Origin of the sequence: Mucilaginibacter sediminis, from assembly GCF_051903035.1 — a bacterium.
GTDB lineage: Bacteria > Bacteroidota > Bacteroidia > Sphingobacteriales > Sphingobacteriaceae > Mucilaginibacter.
This window is the reverse complement of sequence record NZ_CP170602.1, coordinates 2,118,008-2,132,388: the sequence shown is the minus strand read 5'-3', so window position 1 is coordinate 2,132,388 and position 14,381 is coordinate 2,118,008. Positions and strand designations below refer to the sequence as shown.

12 protein-coding genes are annotated in these 14,381 nt (G+C 43.9%); 2 read left to right on the top strand and 10 right to left on the bottom strand.

Annotation, left to right across the window (positions count from 1 at the left end):
* Positions 1 to 4: 4 nt before the first annotated feature.
* From ACFGVS_RS08415 to ACFGVS_RS08370, 10 genes are all read right to left on the bottom strand, one after another.
* Complete coding sequence (locus ACFGVS_RS08415; RefSeq protein ID WP_439698264.1) at positions 5 to 3,403, bottom strand: SusC/RagA family TonB-linked outer membrane protein; 3,399 nt, start codon at positions 3,401 to 3,403, stop codon at positions 5 to 7.
* 90 nt (positions 3,404 to 3,493) lie between these two features.
* Positions 3,494 to 4,477: a FecR family protein gene (locus tag ACFGVS_RS08410; RefSeq protein WP_090466082.1), complete on the bottom strand. Its 984-nt coding sequence runs from the start codon at positions 4,475 to 4,477 to the stop codon at positions 3,494 to 3,496.
* Between the two features lie 114 nt (positions 4,478 to 4,591).
* Positions 4,592 to 5,164 carry an RNA polymerase sigma factor gene (locus ACFGVS_RS08405; protein ID WP_439698263.1) on the bottom strand — a complete coding sequence of 191 codons (573 nt, stop codon included), beginning with the start codon at positions 5,162 to 5,164 and terminating at the stop codon, positions 4,592 to 4,594.
* Between the two features lie 324 nt (positions 5,165 to 5,488).
* Positions 5,489 to 6,046 (bottom strand): NADPH-dependent FMN reductase, encoded by a 558-nt coding sequence (locus ACFGVS_RS08400; RefSeq protein ID WP_439698262.1) that lies wholly within the window; start codon positions 6,044 to 6,046, stop codon positions 5,489 to 5,491.
* A 104-nt stretch (positions 6,047 to 6,150) separates the two neighbouring features.
* Positions 6,151 to 7,263: an NAD(P)-dependent alcohol dehydrogenase gene (locus ACFGVS_RS08395; RefSeq protein WP_439698261.1), complete on the bottom strand. Its 1,113-nt coding sequence runs from the start codon at positions 7,261 to 7,263 to the stop codon at positions 6,151 to 6,153.
* A gap of 60 nt (positions 7,264 to 7,323) precedes the next feature.
* The gene (locus tag ACFGVS_RS08390; protein ID WP_439698260.1) at positions 7,324 to 8,928 is read right to left on the bottom strand and encodes an MFS transporter; all 1,605 of its coding nucleotides are present in this window, start codon (positions 8,926 to 8,928) and stop codon (positions 7,324 to 7,326) included.
* Positions 8,925 to 9,971 carry an HlyD family secretion protein gene (locus tag ACFGVS_RS08385; protein WP_439698259.1) on the bottom strand — a complete coding sequence of 349 codons (1,047 nt, stop codon included), beginning with the start codon at positions 9,969 to 9,971 and terminating at the stop codon, positions 8,925 to 8,927. Before ACFGVS_RS08385 ends, ACFGVS_RS08390 begins: the two co-directional genes overlap by 4 nt.
* A 14-nt stretch (positions 9,972 to 9,985) precedes the next feature.
* Positions 9,986 to 11,344: a TolC family protein gene (locus ACFGVS_RS08380; RefSeq protein ID WP_439698258.1), complete on the bottom strand. Its 1,359-nt coding sequence runs from the start codon at positions 11,342 to 11,344 to the stop codon at positions 9,986 to 9,988.
* On the bottom strand, positions 11,337 to 11,975 hold the full coding sequence (locus tag ACFGVS_RS08375) for a TetR/AcrR family transcriptional regulator (RefSeq protein WP_439698257.1): 639 nt from the start codon (positions 11,973 to 11,975) through the stop codon (positions 11,337 to 11,339). The genes ACFGVS_RS08380 and ACFGVS_RS08375 overlap by 8 nt, the downstream gene beginning before the upstream one ends.
* A 150-nt stretch (positions 11,976 to 12,125) precedes the next feature.
* The gene (locus ACFGVS_RS08370; protein ID WP_439698256.1) at positions 12,126 to 12,998 is read right to left on the bottom strand and encodes a helix-turn-helix domain-containing protein; all 873 of its coding nucleotides are present in this window, start codon (positions 12,996 to 12,998) and stop codon (positions 12,126 to 12,128) included.
* A 194-nt stretch (positions 12,999 to 13,192) separates the two neighbouring features.
* On the opposite strand from ACFGVS_RS08370, the gene panB reads away from it, so the two are divergent.
* On the top strand, positions 13,193 to 14,008 hold the full coding sequence (panB, locus tag ACFGVS_RS08365; RefSeq protein ID WP_439698255.1) for a 3-methyl-2-oxobutanoate hydroxymethyltransferase: 816 nt from the start codon (positions 13,193 to 13,195) through the stop codon (positions 14,006 to 14,008).
* A gap of 11 nt (positions 14,009 to 14,019) precedes the next feature.
* Positions 14,020 to 14,379: an aspartate 1-decarboxylase gene (locus tag ACFGVS_RS08360; RefSeq protein WP_439698254.1), complete on the top strand. Its 360-nt coding sequence runs from the start codon at positions 14,020 to 14,022 to the stop codon at positions 14,377 to 14,379.
* The last annotated feature ends 2 nt before the right edge of the window (positions 14,380 to 14,381 follow it).

Genomic DNA, 14,381 nt, shown 5'->3' with positions numbered 1-14,381 from the left:
TAAATTAAAAGGTAAATTGAATAACACCGACGATAGTCCTCAACGGGGGGACGTTTAAACCCTGAGACTCCGGATCAAACCCCAGGTAATTGGTAACAGTGAACAGATTTTGTCCCTGTACCTGCAGTCTGAGCTTCTGCAGCTTCATCCGTTTTAACCAGTCGCCTGTAAAATCATAAGCGACGTTGATATTCTTCAGCCTGACAAAGGAAGCATCTGTAAGTATTGCATCGGATGAAACATAGTTGGAATAAGCGTTATAGGCATTGTTATAGGTACTGGTGATTTGCGGCTGGCCCGGCAAGCCCGCATTGATGTATTGAAGAATAGGTTTGGCGGCTCCGTTATACATCATCCCGGGCGGATAAAATGACTGGGATAAAACCGATCTGCCCTTTTGTTTAACAAACTGGAACAGGAAATCCAGGGTGATATTTTTGTAAATCAATGTGTTTGAAAGGCCCCCATAATAGCGAGGCTGTGTATACCCCGCGAAATACCGGTCTCCGCGTCCGGTTTCGGCAAAGCCAAAGTTGATGCTGCCGTTCCCGTTCAGGTCTGCAAAAGTTGGCAATCCCGTTTGCGGACTAAAGCCGGTATACTGAAACAGGTAAACGCTGCTGAGCGGTCTTCCGACAACATAGCGAGAGTAATAGGACGTGTTTTGGATATTGGGAAAGGATAATAACTTATTCCGGTTGAACGAGATATTAAATTCACTGTTCCACCGGAGCGACGTGCTTTTAATATTCTGAGAAGACAAAGTAAACTCCCAGCCTTTATTTTCCACATTGGCCGGCATATTGGCCTGGTAACTGGAAAAACCTGCCTGTATGCTGAGCGGATAGGACACAAGCTGATTACCGGTACGGTTTCTATAGAAAGCTGCAGTAAAGGAAAGTTTATCTTTCAGAAACGACAGGTCTATCGCCGCTTCCAGTTTCCTTGTTTGCTCCCAGCGGTATGTAGGATTGGCAATACGGGAGGGCACAAGACCGGTCGCACCATTATATACATATGGTACGGAGACGTAGGAGTCGAGAAACTGATAATCGCCGATCTGGTCACTGCCGACAACACCATAGCTTGCCCTTAATTTCCCAAAGCTGATCAAAGGGAATGCTTTCGCAAATTTTTCTTCCGTAAATACCCAGGCCGCGCCTGCTGATCCGAAATTTCCGAAGCGGGAATCCGGTCCGAAGCGGGATGACCCGTCCCTTCTGAAATTAAGGTTTAGAATATATTTTTGGTCCCAGTTATAGTTTACACGCCCGAAAACAGAGACGTATTTATATTGACTGGAACCGCTGCTGGTGCTCACATTTTGTGCGGAAGCGAGGTTTTCCAGTAAATCATCAGAAGGAAAATCAGTTGCAAGCGTGTAATAAGGTGTTCTGGAACTTTGGTATTGCCAGGTTCCCCCAAGTAAAGTGCTTAGTTCCCCCTTTGATATCTTTGTTGAGTAGGTAAGCTGTGGTTCAATAATGTAATTATTGCTGACGTTGTAGGCAAACATGCTCCCTGAGACATTATAACTGATGCCCGGATCCATTGATGATTTTGGCGATAATCGTTTTTGATCCATATCTGACCGGCTGAAGCCGAGAGAGGTTTTGAAGGTCAGACCTTTGACTATATGGTAAGCAAGTGTAATATTACTGATCAGGTTACTGCCTTTGTTGGATTGCACCTGATTCAGCTGTCCCAGCGGGTTGCGCGGAACACCGTAGGCGACACCGCTCCAGTAAAGACTGCCGTCGGGATTATACAGCGGGAAATTTGGCGGTAGGTAATAAGCTGCAGAAGTTTGATCCAGAACCGAGATATTATTTTCATCTGCGCTATAAATAGCAGATAAGTTAACTTCAAATTTTTGGTCAAAGGATTTATGACCGAGGTTGAAATTAAGGGAGCTGCGTTTATAGCCCTGATCCCGGGTAAAGACGTTGCCCTCCAGGTGATGTGTTCCGCTTATACGGAAATTGGTCAGCGCATCCCCGCCGCTTAGTGCAACGTTCGCATCTGTCGTATGTGCCGTGTTGCCGATCAGGAGTTTCTGAAAGTCAGTATAAGCATTTTGATCCCAGCGTGTTAGATCAAATGCGGCATCTGTAGCCGGGTCAATCCCCGTATTTGCATAAGCTTTTCGCCTTATCGCAAGATATTCCGGGGTGGAAAGGGTTTTAACAAAGTGGTTGACATTCGACACCCCGTGTTTAACCAGTCCTTCGACGCGTGTATCGCCTTGTCTGCCTTTTTTTGTCGTAATCAGTACGACCCCGTTTGAGCCCCTCGATCCGTATATGGCCGTGGCATCAGCATCTTTCAACACCGTGATATTCTCGATGTCCGCGGGATTGATGCTGTTAAGCGGACTTGTCGCGCCGTTGGCGGCATCCATCGAAGATATCGCATCGGCGAGATAAGGGACACCATCCACGATAAAAAGCGGATTATTGCTGCTTGCCAGCGAGTTTGTTCCCCTGATCGTAAATGTCATCGGGCTGCCGGGTAAACCATTGCCCTGCGAAACATAAACGCCGGCCATTCTGCCCTGAATGGCTGAGGCGGGATTGGTTGCAGGCGTATTCATCAGATTCTGCACTGAAATCTCCGACTGAGATCCGGTACTTGTTCTCCTGGTAGCAGTGCCGTATCCAATGACCTGAACTTCGTCCAGCCTGGCCGGGTCCGGTTCCAGCAAAAAGACCATTTCCTGGTTCCTGATAGCCTTTCGTTCCGCGGTTTTATAACCGATAAAGGTGAAAATCAGGATGGATTCGTCATTGGGAATTCCGATATTGAAAACTCCGTGGCTATCAGTCTGGGCACCATTTGCTGCATTGTTAAGATGAATGGTAACACCCGGCATCGGTATGCCGTTTTCATCTTTAACTACACCTGACTGTACAAATCCCGTTAACGAAGGCTGCCGGGAACCGGTGGCAGGCGGCCCTGTCGGAGCCGGCAAGGTCCTGCTGCTCTTCAGTACAATAAACTGGTCATCGATGATGTCGTAGTTTATACCATACTTGTCGCGTATCCAGTTAAGGACCGTTGAAAGGCGCTGACCGGTAAATGACTGATTAAGTATTATTTTTTTATCAAGCAGCTTGTCATTATAAACGAACTTGGTATGGCTCTGCTTTTCGAGCAGTTTGATGCCGTTTTCGAGCGAAACATTGTTAAAAACAATCGAAATGATTTTTTCCGCGGAAGACTGCGCAGCCGCAGGACAGGAGAGCACCATGAATACAGCAAGTAAAAAGAACGGTGCCGGCCGGCCACGGAAAATTGCCCTTTTAATGTTCAACCCAATGGTTGCTGCTTTACCCGAATGTTGTGTGTGAATTAGCCGTTTGGATAGGGCACAGAAAGGCCATATCAAATCTTTTTTATACATTTGTTAGGTTTGAATTTTGAGATTAAAAAAATTAGGAACCAATTGACGGGGGTGTTGGAAGCACCTCCGTTTTAATTTAGTAAAGACTATCTATTCATCGAAACAGCCTCCCCCTGTTAACTGAATTTTATTATCATGAATTTTATAGGTGGCATTAATTGACCCGCAAAGGAGCCTGAGTGATTGTTCCAGGGATTGATTAGTAAGATCGGCTGTTATTTTACAAGACTTATACTCTCCGGTATACCCTTCAAAATGAACATCAAACTTTTGTTCAAAACGATGCATAATTTCCTCAAATGGCGTTTTCTCAAAGGCCATATCATATTGCGTTCCCGCCGTTATGGACTGAAAGTTTTCTTTTTTCGCCCTGCTGTCTATACTTTCTACCTTCCCCAGCTCGGCCTTAAATGTTTGGTTGGCGGATACAAAAACCACCTTGCTATCCTGTCCTGATACCTTTCTTATGACACCAACTTTTCCCGTCAGAACGGCAATGTCAAAATCCCGGTCGGCGGTTCCTGTTTTCAGGTTAAAACTGGTTCCTAATACGGTAGTTAAGTAACTTCCGGACCTTACAACGAATGGCCAGCGTGCGTCGTGTCTGATTTCAAAAAGCGCCTCGCCGGTAAGTGACACCTCCCTGTTGTTTTTTCCAAAAGTTGCCGGGTAGGTAAACTTACTTTTTCCCTTCAGCCATACAACACTGCTATCGGGTAAAATTATTCTTCGTACACCTTCGGTGTTTACGATCTGTTGATTTACAGCAGGTGCGGCCGCTCTATTAAAATATTGATAGGCCAGGAATGACATGCCAAAGAACAAAATAATAGCCGCTGCTGTTCTTAACCATACCGGAAGCTGTCTTACTGTCTTTTTCTCTTCATTGCCCAACTCTTTACTGATCCTTTTAAACAGCAGCGCTTTCAATCGCTGTTCATCAGTGCCTTCCAATTCCAGAAATTCGGGTAGGGGGGCGTCATACCAGTTCCTTAATTCAATTTTTTCAGACTCTGTTAAGCTGCCTTTTTTCCATTTAAGGCTCAGATATTTGATATTTTCAGGGACATCCATAGCTATTGTATCAATTTACTAATACTATAGCGTGCATTTTTCGCAACAACACGTACGCAACATGAAAAAAAAGTTAATTTTTTGTTACTTTTTTATAAAAACGGAAAATTTAGGCTACAAAAATAGGGAGTTTATGTTTTTTAAAGCCTGCCTGAGCGTTTTAATAGCTTTGCTTATTTGTGTTTCCACCGTCCGGTGCGACAAATTGAGCTCATTGGCAATTTCCCGGGAACTCAAACCTTCATTCCGGCTCATTTTAAATATCAATTGACATTTCTCCGGGAGATTGTCGATCATTTCGTTCACTTGCTGTTGAAGTTCTTTCATTTCAAGTGAATAAAACCCTTCTCCCTGGACTAAAACCTGCAGATGATCTGTTTCATCAATAGAAAGATGATTTTTCCGGTGTAATTGTTTGGCTAAAAAATCGAGTATTTCATAGCGTAGTGCGGCAAAAATATAGGTTTTAAACGAAAACTGCAGTTCTATCCGTTCTCTTCGCCGCCATATTTTTATAAAAAGCTCCTGAACTACTTCTTCGGCGTCCTCCTGACTCTTTAGCCGGTCAAAGGCTTTTGCCAGCATTGGGTTTAAATAGCGGTCGTACAATTCGCCAAATGCGGGGAAATCACCATCTTTTAACATGGCGATCAATTCTTCATCGGATGAGGCGCTTATTTTTTTCATCAGGGGTTTTTCCGAAAACCTTCTAAGATAAAAAACAATATTTAATCCTGCCCTTTAATAACATATTGCGTGAAGGGTATAACTGTTAAGGCAGCGTTTTTGATAGCGCAGAGCGGGAATGTCGTAAAGTACCGACGAAAAAGATGATGTTAAAATGATTTTGATGACTGCTTTCAGTTAATAAATAAGACGCCGCCAACCGTAAGAATGGTATGCGGCAATCTTTATGATGTTATTTTAGACTTATAATGATCGTACTATTCTATTTTATAATGACTAAACAGTCATTTATTGACGATAATAATTGTCTTAACTTATATACTGCTACTCAGCATTTCTTTTAAACCAGACGATATACGCATTCACAGCTTTTTGCAGAAACTCTTTAGTCGTTCCTTCTTTCAAAACACCGTTTTCATCAAACAACTCATTCACTTTCTGAAGGTAGACTTCTGGCTGCTGCATAGCCGGCATATTAAGAAATACGAGACTTTGCCTTAAATGATGGTTGGCGCCGAAAGCAGACAAATTCCCCGGTGAGCTGCTAAAAACGGCAGCAGGTTTTGCATTCCATACACTTTTACCATAGGGCCTTGAGCCTGAGTCTAATGCATTTTTCAGGACGGCCGGGACCGACCTGTTATATTCCGGCGTAATAAAAATAACACCGTCAACTGTTTTCATCACCTCCCTGAACACCGAAATGGCTTTGGGAACCTCATTGTTGTCATCGAAGTCCTGATTGTATACCGGCAAATCGTCCAAAGAAATTGCTTTAAACTCAAACCCTTTGGGTACCATAGCTAATATGGCTTTACCTATTTTTTTTGAAAATGATTCCCTGCGCAGACTTCCTGCGAGGATACCTATTGTTTTGTTCATGATTTCTCTTGTTTTGATTATTAATAAAAGGGTCAGACATTAATGAACTGTGATATATAAGTACATATCCGCAATAGGGGATATGTACTTAACAGATCGCCGACCTATTGTTTGTACTCGCCGATTAACAGCACAGATTTGATTGTCCGCCCTTTTTCCGAATCTTCAACAGCCTCATTAATATCCTGAAAAGCATATTTTTTGATCAGCTTGTCAAAAGGAAACTGACCCAACTGATACATGTGAATTAATTTGGGAATGAACTCCTGCGGAACGCTGTCTCCCTGGTTGATCCACCTGATCTTATAACCCTTAGTCAGGAAGATGTTGGTTTCCAGTTCCAGTGGTTTGCGCGCCACACCAATGCAAACCATTTCACCCACCGGAGCCAGGCTGGATAACACATTATTGATTACTTCGTTTCTGCCGGTCGTATCAATGCCATACTGTACACCGTTAGGCAATATTTCCCGAATGCGTTTCTGCACATCTTCAGTTAAACTATTGATGGTATGGGTTGCACCAAATTCTTTTGAAAAGTTCAATCGTTCTTCGTTGATATCAACGGCGATGATCGTTGTCGCTGAAGATGCCTTGGCTGCCATTAATGCTGCTAACCCGACAGCCCCGGTGCCTGTGATGACGATGGTGCTGCCTATTTTAACTTTCAGTGAATTGATCACGGCGCCCGCACCTGTTTGAATCCCACAGCCTAACGGACCTAATATGTCCAATGGCGCATCCTTTGGTACTGAAATAACGTTATTCTTATGGGCTATAGCATAAGTTGCAAAGGAGGATTGAGAAAAGAAGTTATCATTAATCACTTTTCCATCAGGGTAATGGTGGTTATGGGAGCCGTCCACTCGGGCACCTGAGAAATTTCGCGGGAAAAATTCATAACAATATGCTGGTGTACCAGACCGGCATATTTCACATTCCCCGCAATAGCCATAGGTCAGTACTACGTGGTCACCCACGTTCAGGTGATGAACATCCTCGCCGATACTTTCAATAACACCCGAGCCTTCGTGGCCCAGGATCACGGGAAAGTTGGGAGATCCCATGACGAAATCGCGTGCAACCATATCGGTATGACATATTCCTGTTGCTACGATCCTGACCAATACTTCGTCGGATTTGGGTTGATCTAAAATTACTTTTGCTAATTCAAATTCGCTGCCTTGTTTCTTAACGACAGCTGCTGTGATTTCCATAATGTTTGATTAAGTAGTGAATAATTTGATTAATTTATTTGTATTAAGTCTTCTGAAAATCTAAAGGCTGCCTGATGGCACAACCATGCGCCGGTTCCAGTGTAAAAAGGTTTTATTGATCGCTGGTATCATCAGTATGAGCATAGCCACTCCGAAAAGCAATAACGCAATGCTTAGAAATACGGCACGGTTAGTCAGTAACTGGGTTTGCTGTGCAAGATTTTGACCGAGCACCGCATTTGCCAGGGTCGTTGCCTGATCCGGGGAAAATCCTTTAGCCGCATAGATCGCCTGGTATCCCTTGAGGCGGTCGGCAGTCATCACGTTGTCTGCTGTCAGGTATCCCAAAAATCCTTCTTTGAAGTGCTGGTTGAAGTACAATTGCAAATTGTAAAACCCGGCAACTGAATTAGAAGATGCCGTAAACCGGGCGTATGCGGCCACCACAAGGCCGGTTGTGCCTGTTTCCGCAGGCAAAGAGGAAACCGTAAAAATGATAATAGGAACAAACAAAAAACCCGAAGCTGCCCCTTGCAGCATGACAGGAAATAGCAGATCGGTAAAAGACAGATCGGGTGTTATGATAAAACACATCCAAAGATTATAACCGGCCATGAGCAAAAAACCGGCTACCAGGAAGCCTTTGGTGGAATGCCGTTTAGCTAAGGTGAGCTGTGTAGAGACAATCAGCGAAATCACTATTGCGCCCACATTACACAGTCCGAGGCAAATTACCTGGAGCGTACCCCATTTCAAAATCCCGCCCGCATAATTATAAACCAGGTTAATGCTGTCTTTACTTCCATAATAGATGGCCAGCAGGCAAAGCCCGATCAAAAAATTAGGGTATTTAAATGCTTTGATATTAATCGATGGCCTTTTAATAATCGATTGCCTGTAAAAAAAGAGCCCTGCACCGCATACCGTAATTAATGTGCTCCAAAGGACCCGCGGGTCTGCAAACCAATAATATTTCGAACCGTAGATCATGGTATAGGCGAAAGCCGCAACAGTACAGGAAAATAGGATAAACCCGGCCCAGTCGATCTGGTGTAAAGGGTAGGCTTTATGGCCTGATGTTCCCCGCAAAACCAGCAAACAAATAATGAGTGTGAGTATCTGGAACCCCATCAGGTAATAGTAGGTGACTTTCCAGTCTGCCGAAACAACAACTGCTGCGGCAACTAAACCTATTAGAACCGTATTGGCGAGAATGGTGCCATAAAATACGGCCGAACCAATCGCCTGGGCACGTTCGCTTTCTAAACGTGTAAAGATCAGAATGAGCGCACAGGCAGCCGTATTGCCAACTAAAATACCCTGTAAAAACCGAAGGATGAAAAAAACATTGATGTCATGGCAGTTCATACATAAGCAGTTCAGGAACACAGCCACTATGATATTAGTGATCAAATAGTTTCTTGTTTCGAAATATTTCAGGAAGCGGAACTGAACAGGCAGTATCGAGATAATACCGGCATAGGTCAGCAGCAGCGCAAATGAAATATCTTCAGGCTGCGCTCCCAGGTAAGCAATCATGTAGTTTTGTGTCAGTGAAAACATACCAAACTGCATCAGCGAAACCAACAGAATGAGAAACAGTGCTATACGCACACCCCATTGCCAGTCATTTATCCAGTTTCTAAAATAAACGGGCTTCCTCATGATATTTTCTTTTTTACAGCTACAGTCACGTTCATTCCCGGAATAAACTGATCTGTATTTTTATCTTCAAATACAATTTTGACGGGCACCCGCTGTATGATCTTCACAAAGTTTCCGGTAGAGTTATCCGGAGGTAAAAGTGAGAACCTGGAACCGGTCGAGCCGGCGATCGCTTCGATCCTGCCTTTAAATACCTTCCCGTTTATAGCATCGACCCTGATGTCTACGGGCTGACCTATATACATACCCTCTACCTGCGTTTCTTTATAATTTGCGGTGATCCATTTTCGATTTTCATTGATAATACTGACCAGCGGCTGACCTGGCTGGATTTGCTGACCTTCTAATATATTTTTCCGGCCCAATCTCCCGGAATAAGGTGCTCTTATGATGGTATAAGATAGATTGAGCCTGGCCAAATCCAATGCGGCCTGCTTCCGCTTGATATCCGCTTTAAGCAGGGCGAAATGTGTTTTCATTTCTGCAACCCGTGCCTGATTTGTTTTAAGGCTGTTTTGGGCTGCGCTGTAATCACTTGCAGCTACATCATAACGAGCCTGTACCTGTTCCAGATCCGACCCGGTAGCAGCTTCTTCCTTAACCAGGTTTTTATAACGCCTGATATCCTGCTGCTGCTGCACGTACTTTGCCTCCGCGCCTTTGATCTGATCTTTATTGACATCGGTTCCCAATTCGGATGAACGGATTCCGGCTGTCAATACTGTAAGTTGAGCCTGTGCGTCTTCGATGGCGGCTTCCGCAGCTTCCAGTTGCGCTTTGTATTCCCTGTCATCGAGTATGACCAGTATGTCGCCCCGTTTAACCAGTTGATGTTCCTCGAACTTAACTTGTTCGATATACCCGCCTGCGCGTGCGGATACCGGATTGATGTAAGATTCCACCTGAGCATCATTGGTTTCCTCATAATGCCGGCTAAAACCCCAGTATTGGATAAAATAAAATACTCCGGCGAGGACGACTATAATAGCGATGATCGTGATGACGATATTTCCGGGGTGGATTTTTTGATTTTCTTTTTTCATGTCAAAGGCATTAATTACAAGTTGCCACTGGTGTATAAGAGATGATAGTAAATGGTGAGTGCGTCGGTTTGGGCTTTGACGAGGTTGAACCTCGATTCCTGGTAGAGGTTGTCGGCGTCAAGCAAATCCGTTAATAAAGCCAGTTGATTAAAGTACTTGGTAGTTACGATGCGGTAATTGACTTGTGATTGTTCCACAGAGCGCTGATTTACTGAAATACGGTTCAGTGCCTCCATATATTTGATGTAATAAGATTTGACATCGATAGTAATATTATCGGCGATTGCCTGCTGTTGTAATTCCAGTTCTTTAACCCTGAGCTTACCGGCAGCCACTTTGCTTTTATTGTGGTAAAGCGACGAAATGCTATATTGTGCTTTAAGACCCACAAAACCGATTGCATAGGCCTGATTTACTGAGGGGAAAAACAAATAGTTAGGGTAATTCAGCCCGTATGCAGTATAGAAACCTAAAGTTGGCATATTGGCACTTTGGATGCCATTGACCCTCGCGCGCTGTATTTCCACGTTTTCCGCTGCCTTACGTACGCTGTAAGAAGATATTCCCGTCCGCTCGATCAATTGCAGCAACGAGTCTGGCCGGGGCTTCAGCATACCCGCAGAATCGGTCGGATTGAGGCGCACACTGTCCGGCACATTCATCAATACATCCAGTTTTTGATTGGCTATACTGATGTCATTCTCTGTTTGTTGCAACGAAAGTTCTACATTGGACAGCATTACTTCCGCGCGCAATACATCGCTTTTCGTAACCTTTTGATTTTTATAAAGCGTGTTAATATTCTTAAGGCGGATTTGCGCCCTTTTTAACTGATCCTGGATGTACTTTTTCAAATCGGAAAGCCGGACCAAATCAAGGTACTGGCCGGCAGTTTGCAGCGCAATATTTCCGGATTGGTCTTCTGTATTAAGTTTAGCCAATGACTGCCGGGAGGTTTGTTCTTTTTGAAAAGCCCGCTGGCGTCCGCCACTGTAAATATTAAATAAGGCATCGATCCCCAATGCAGCAGCATTTGGCGTCGGTTTTCGCGGGCCGGTAGTGGAATGACTGAGACCTTCAGTAAATAAAGTAAGATCAGAAAAGCGCTGGTAGGAACCGTTTACATTCACTGTTGGCAGTGCAGCCCGATAAGAGTCCAGCCGGTCTTCACCTGCCGCACTTTCTTCAACGCGGGCAGCTTGTACCCATTTGTTTTGGCTTTTTGCAAACTGTACGGCCTCCGATAGTGAAACACGGAAGCCGGCATCAGGCGCTTGCGCGTACGTATTTTGTATACCCGCAGCTAAACTGACCAACAAAAAAGTGGCAGCCACCAGGTGATTTTTTTTACTGTAAAAGCTATAATTAAACATTACACAATTTTTTAGATTGGACTCCTGAAGGAATAACCATCAGCATAATATGATCGATCATCCGTTGGGCGAAATCGTCTCTCATAGGTTCACCTAAATGAATAAGTGAGATCAGATTTGCTGTAAACACAGATGGGATGAATGACAGGATATTGAGTGCAAAAATTTCAGCATCAATGACGTTGAAATGCCCGGACTGGATACCGTCTTTAATAATTTTAAGCAGGAAAGAATATATTTGAGCCCTCGCTTCTGACACCATCGAAATAATGGCCGGATATTGTCCGGTCGCAAGTTGGTTGTACAACAGTCGATGAAAACTTTTATTGGACGATATCCTCTTGATGTAAACTGCCAGGTAGGCTTCGAGCTTTTGGACAGGACCAAGGTCGAGCTGATTGAACTGGCTGATCTCATTTGCAATTTCAGTCAACCTGTTCCTGAATATTTGAAGATAAAGTGCTTCTTTAGAACCAAAATAATAACTAATCATCGCCGAGTTGATGCCGAGCTCTTTCGATATCATCCTGATCGATGTTCCATCAAAGCCATGTTTGGCAAAGAGATCTTCAGCAGCTCTTAATAATGTCTGCCTGCGATTTTGTAACGAATAATCTTTGTGCTCAGTCATATCCAACTCAAAAAAGTTTTGATATGACAAAATTCCTATAAAAACAGGCAATAAAATTGCCCAAACCGCCTCAGTGTTTGTCGAAATGACTTATGGCGCAAATTCATTTGTTTTTGGAATTACAGCGCCTTTTAAAAAAAATACAGGAATTTATAGGAGTCTTTTGCGATACGCTACAGGTGACATTCCGGCATTAGCCCTGAAAAACTTACTGAACACCGACTGGTTTGAGAAATTCAACATATCGCTGATCTGGGAAACGGTAAGCATTTTATTTTGCAGCAGAACCTTGGCTTCGAGGGCTATTGTTTCGTCGATCCATTTACCGGCAGACCTGCCCGATTGCTTTTTGATTGCAGCAGAAAGTGATTTGGGCATCACATGAAGATGATCAGCATAAAATTCAAGCTTGCGCTCGTGCATAAAATTGCGACTGAGCAGTTGCTTGAATTTTGAAAAAAGTGTATAGCCGGTCAGTGAGTACTGGTTTGCAGCGGTATGCATCCGATGATAAGCGTCAATCTCGTAGATGAGTGCAAAGATGAGATTGCGGATGATCGGGGCCTGATTATAATTGGCCGTAGCCAGGGTCAGCTGGATAATTTCAAAAAATCTGCTGAATTTAATATGATAAACATCGCTTAAGCTGAATACATGCAAATCAGCGTTTTCAAAGAAATCATAATTGTTAAAGAAGAGAACATCGACATACTTTTCCAGCAAAAATGCGTCTTTAAAAAATATAATATCCATTTTCAAAAGATCGCTGCGCTTACGGAAACTCCGGATGACCGAAGGTCCGAGCGTGATGATGGATGGCGCATTAATCTCATACTGGGTAAGCCCGGCCTGTAAAAAGACGGCCCCTTCTTTGAGGTAAGCAATGGCGTAGCTCTCAGCCCTGTATGGTTCTTCCAGATACGGATGCCCCTCAGCCTGAATAAACAAATATTCCCTGCTGGTGTCAGGCACAGCGAAAAGGCGGCTATGTCTTGAAAGCGAAAAGGTTTTGATTTCCTTCATTGGTGTGAAATTACGATATTGATTTTACTGATATTCCTTTTTGCCATTTTAAAACCAATTTTTTCGGGTTGCTCCATTTAAACAAATTGTCAAGCCATATCGACAAACCGGCCGTTTAAGCGATTTGTAATATTGCATCAACAACAATCGGTAAATATTTGCTGCTGATTCCGGCGGCAATAAAATAAATTTCAATGTCAGTTCAAACAGCATTCCCGAAAATAACGAGTAAAGTTCTTCAGGACATGAAGAACTCCGGTGAGAAGATCAGCATGCTGACCGCCTATGATTTTTCGATGGCACGTATCTTTGACGAAGCAGGTGTGGATGTTCTCCTGGTGGGCGACTCAGCTGCCAATGTCATGGCGGGTTACGAAACTACGCTTCCAATGACACTTGAGCATATGATCTATCATACACAAAGTGTAGCAAGAGCGGTGAAAAGAGCAATGATCATCACCGATCTTCCTTTTGGCTCTTACCAGGGTGACAGCAAACAAGCGCTCAGTTCAGGCATCCGGCTGATGAAAGAAGCGGGCGCGCATGCACTTAAACTGGAAGGTGGGGAAGAAATTATAGAATCGGTCAGCAGGCTTATCCAGGCGGGTATTCCAGTGATGGGACATCTGGGTCTTACTCCTCAGTCTATTTATAAATTCGGCAGTTATACTGTCCGTGCGAAAGAGGAGGGCGAAGCGAAAACACTGCTGCGCAATGCACAGATTTTGCAGGATGCCGGATGTTTTAGTATAGTCTTGGAAAAGATCCCGGCGATTTTAGGAAAAAAAGTGACAGATTCTTTAACAATTCCAATTATAGGGATTGGTGCAGGAAAATACGTTGACGGACAGGTCCTGGTCATGCACGACCTGTTAGGGATATCGAAGGATTTCGCCCCCCGTTTTCTCCGAAGATATCTTGACCTGTACAGCCAGATCACCAACGCCACGAACGCTTATGTTTCAGATGTCAAATCCCGAAAATTCCCCAGCGATAAGGAACAATACTAAAATTTTATAACATGGATCTTACTTCATCCCTCCTTAAATCTGAAATACAATATGTCCTGGTAAACAGAATTTACCCTGATGGTGAAGATTACCTGCTGCTTGACGAGGAGATCTTAGAGGCTGCAAAAATACTGGAGAACGAAAGAGTTTTGATATTTAACCATAATAACGGGGCAACTTTCGAAACATATGTGCTTAAGGCCGGCAAAGGCAGCCAGGCCTGTTTTGTCTGCGGGCCCGCGACAAGACTTGTTCATGCTGGTGATCATATCAATATCCTGAGTTACGCCAGATGGGTTACCGGTCCGGCCCCAACTGAATACCCGCTCATTATCGTTCCCTTTAAAAATCAGCTGCCACTACAGCATTAATT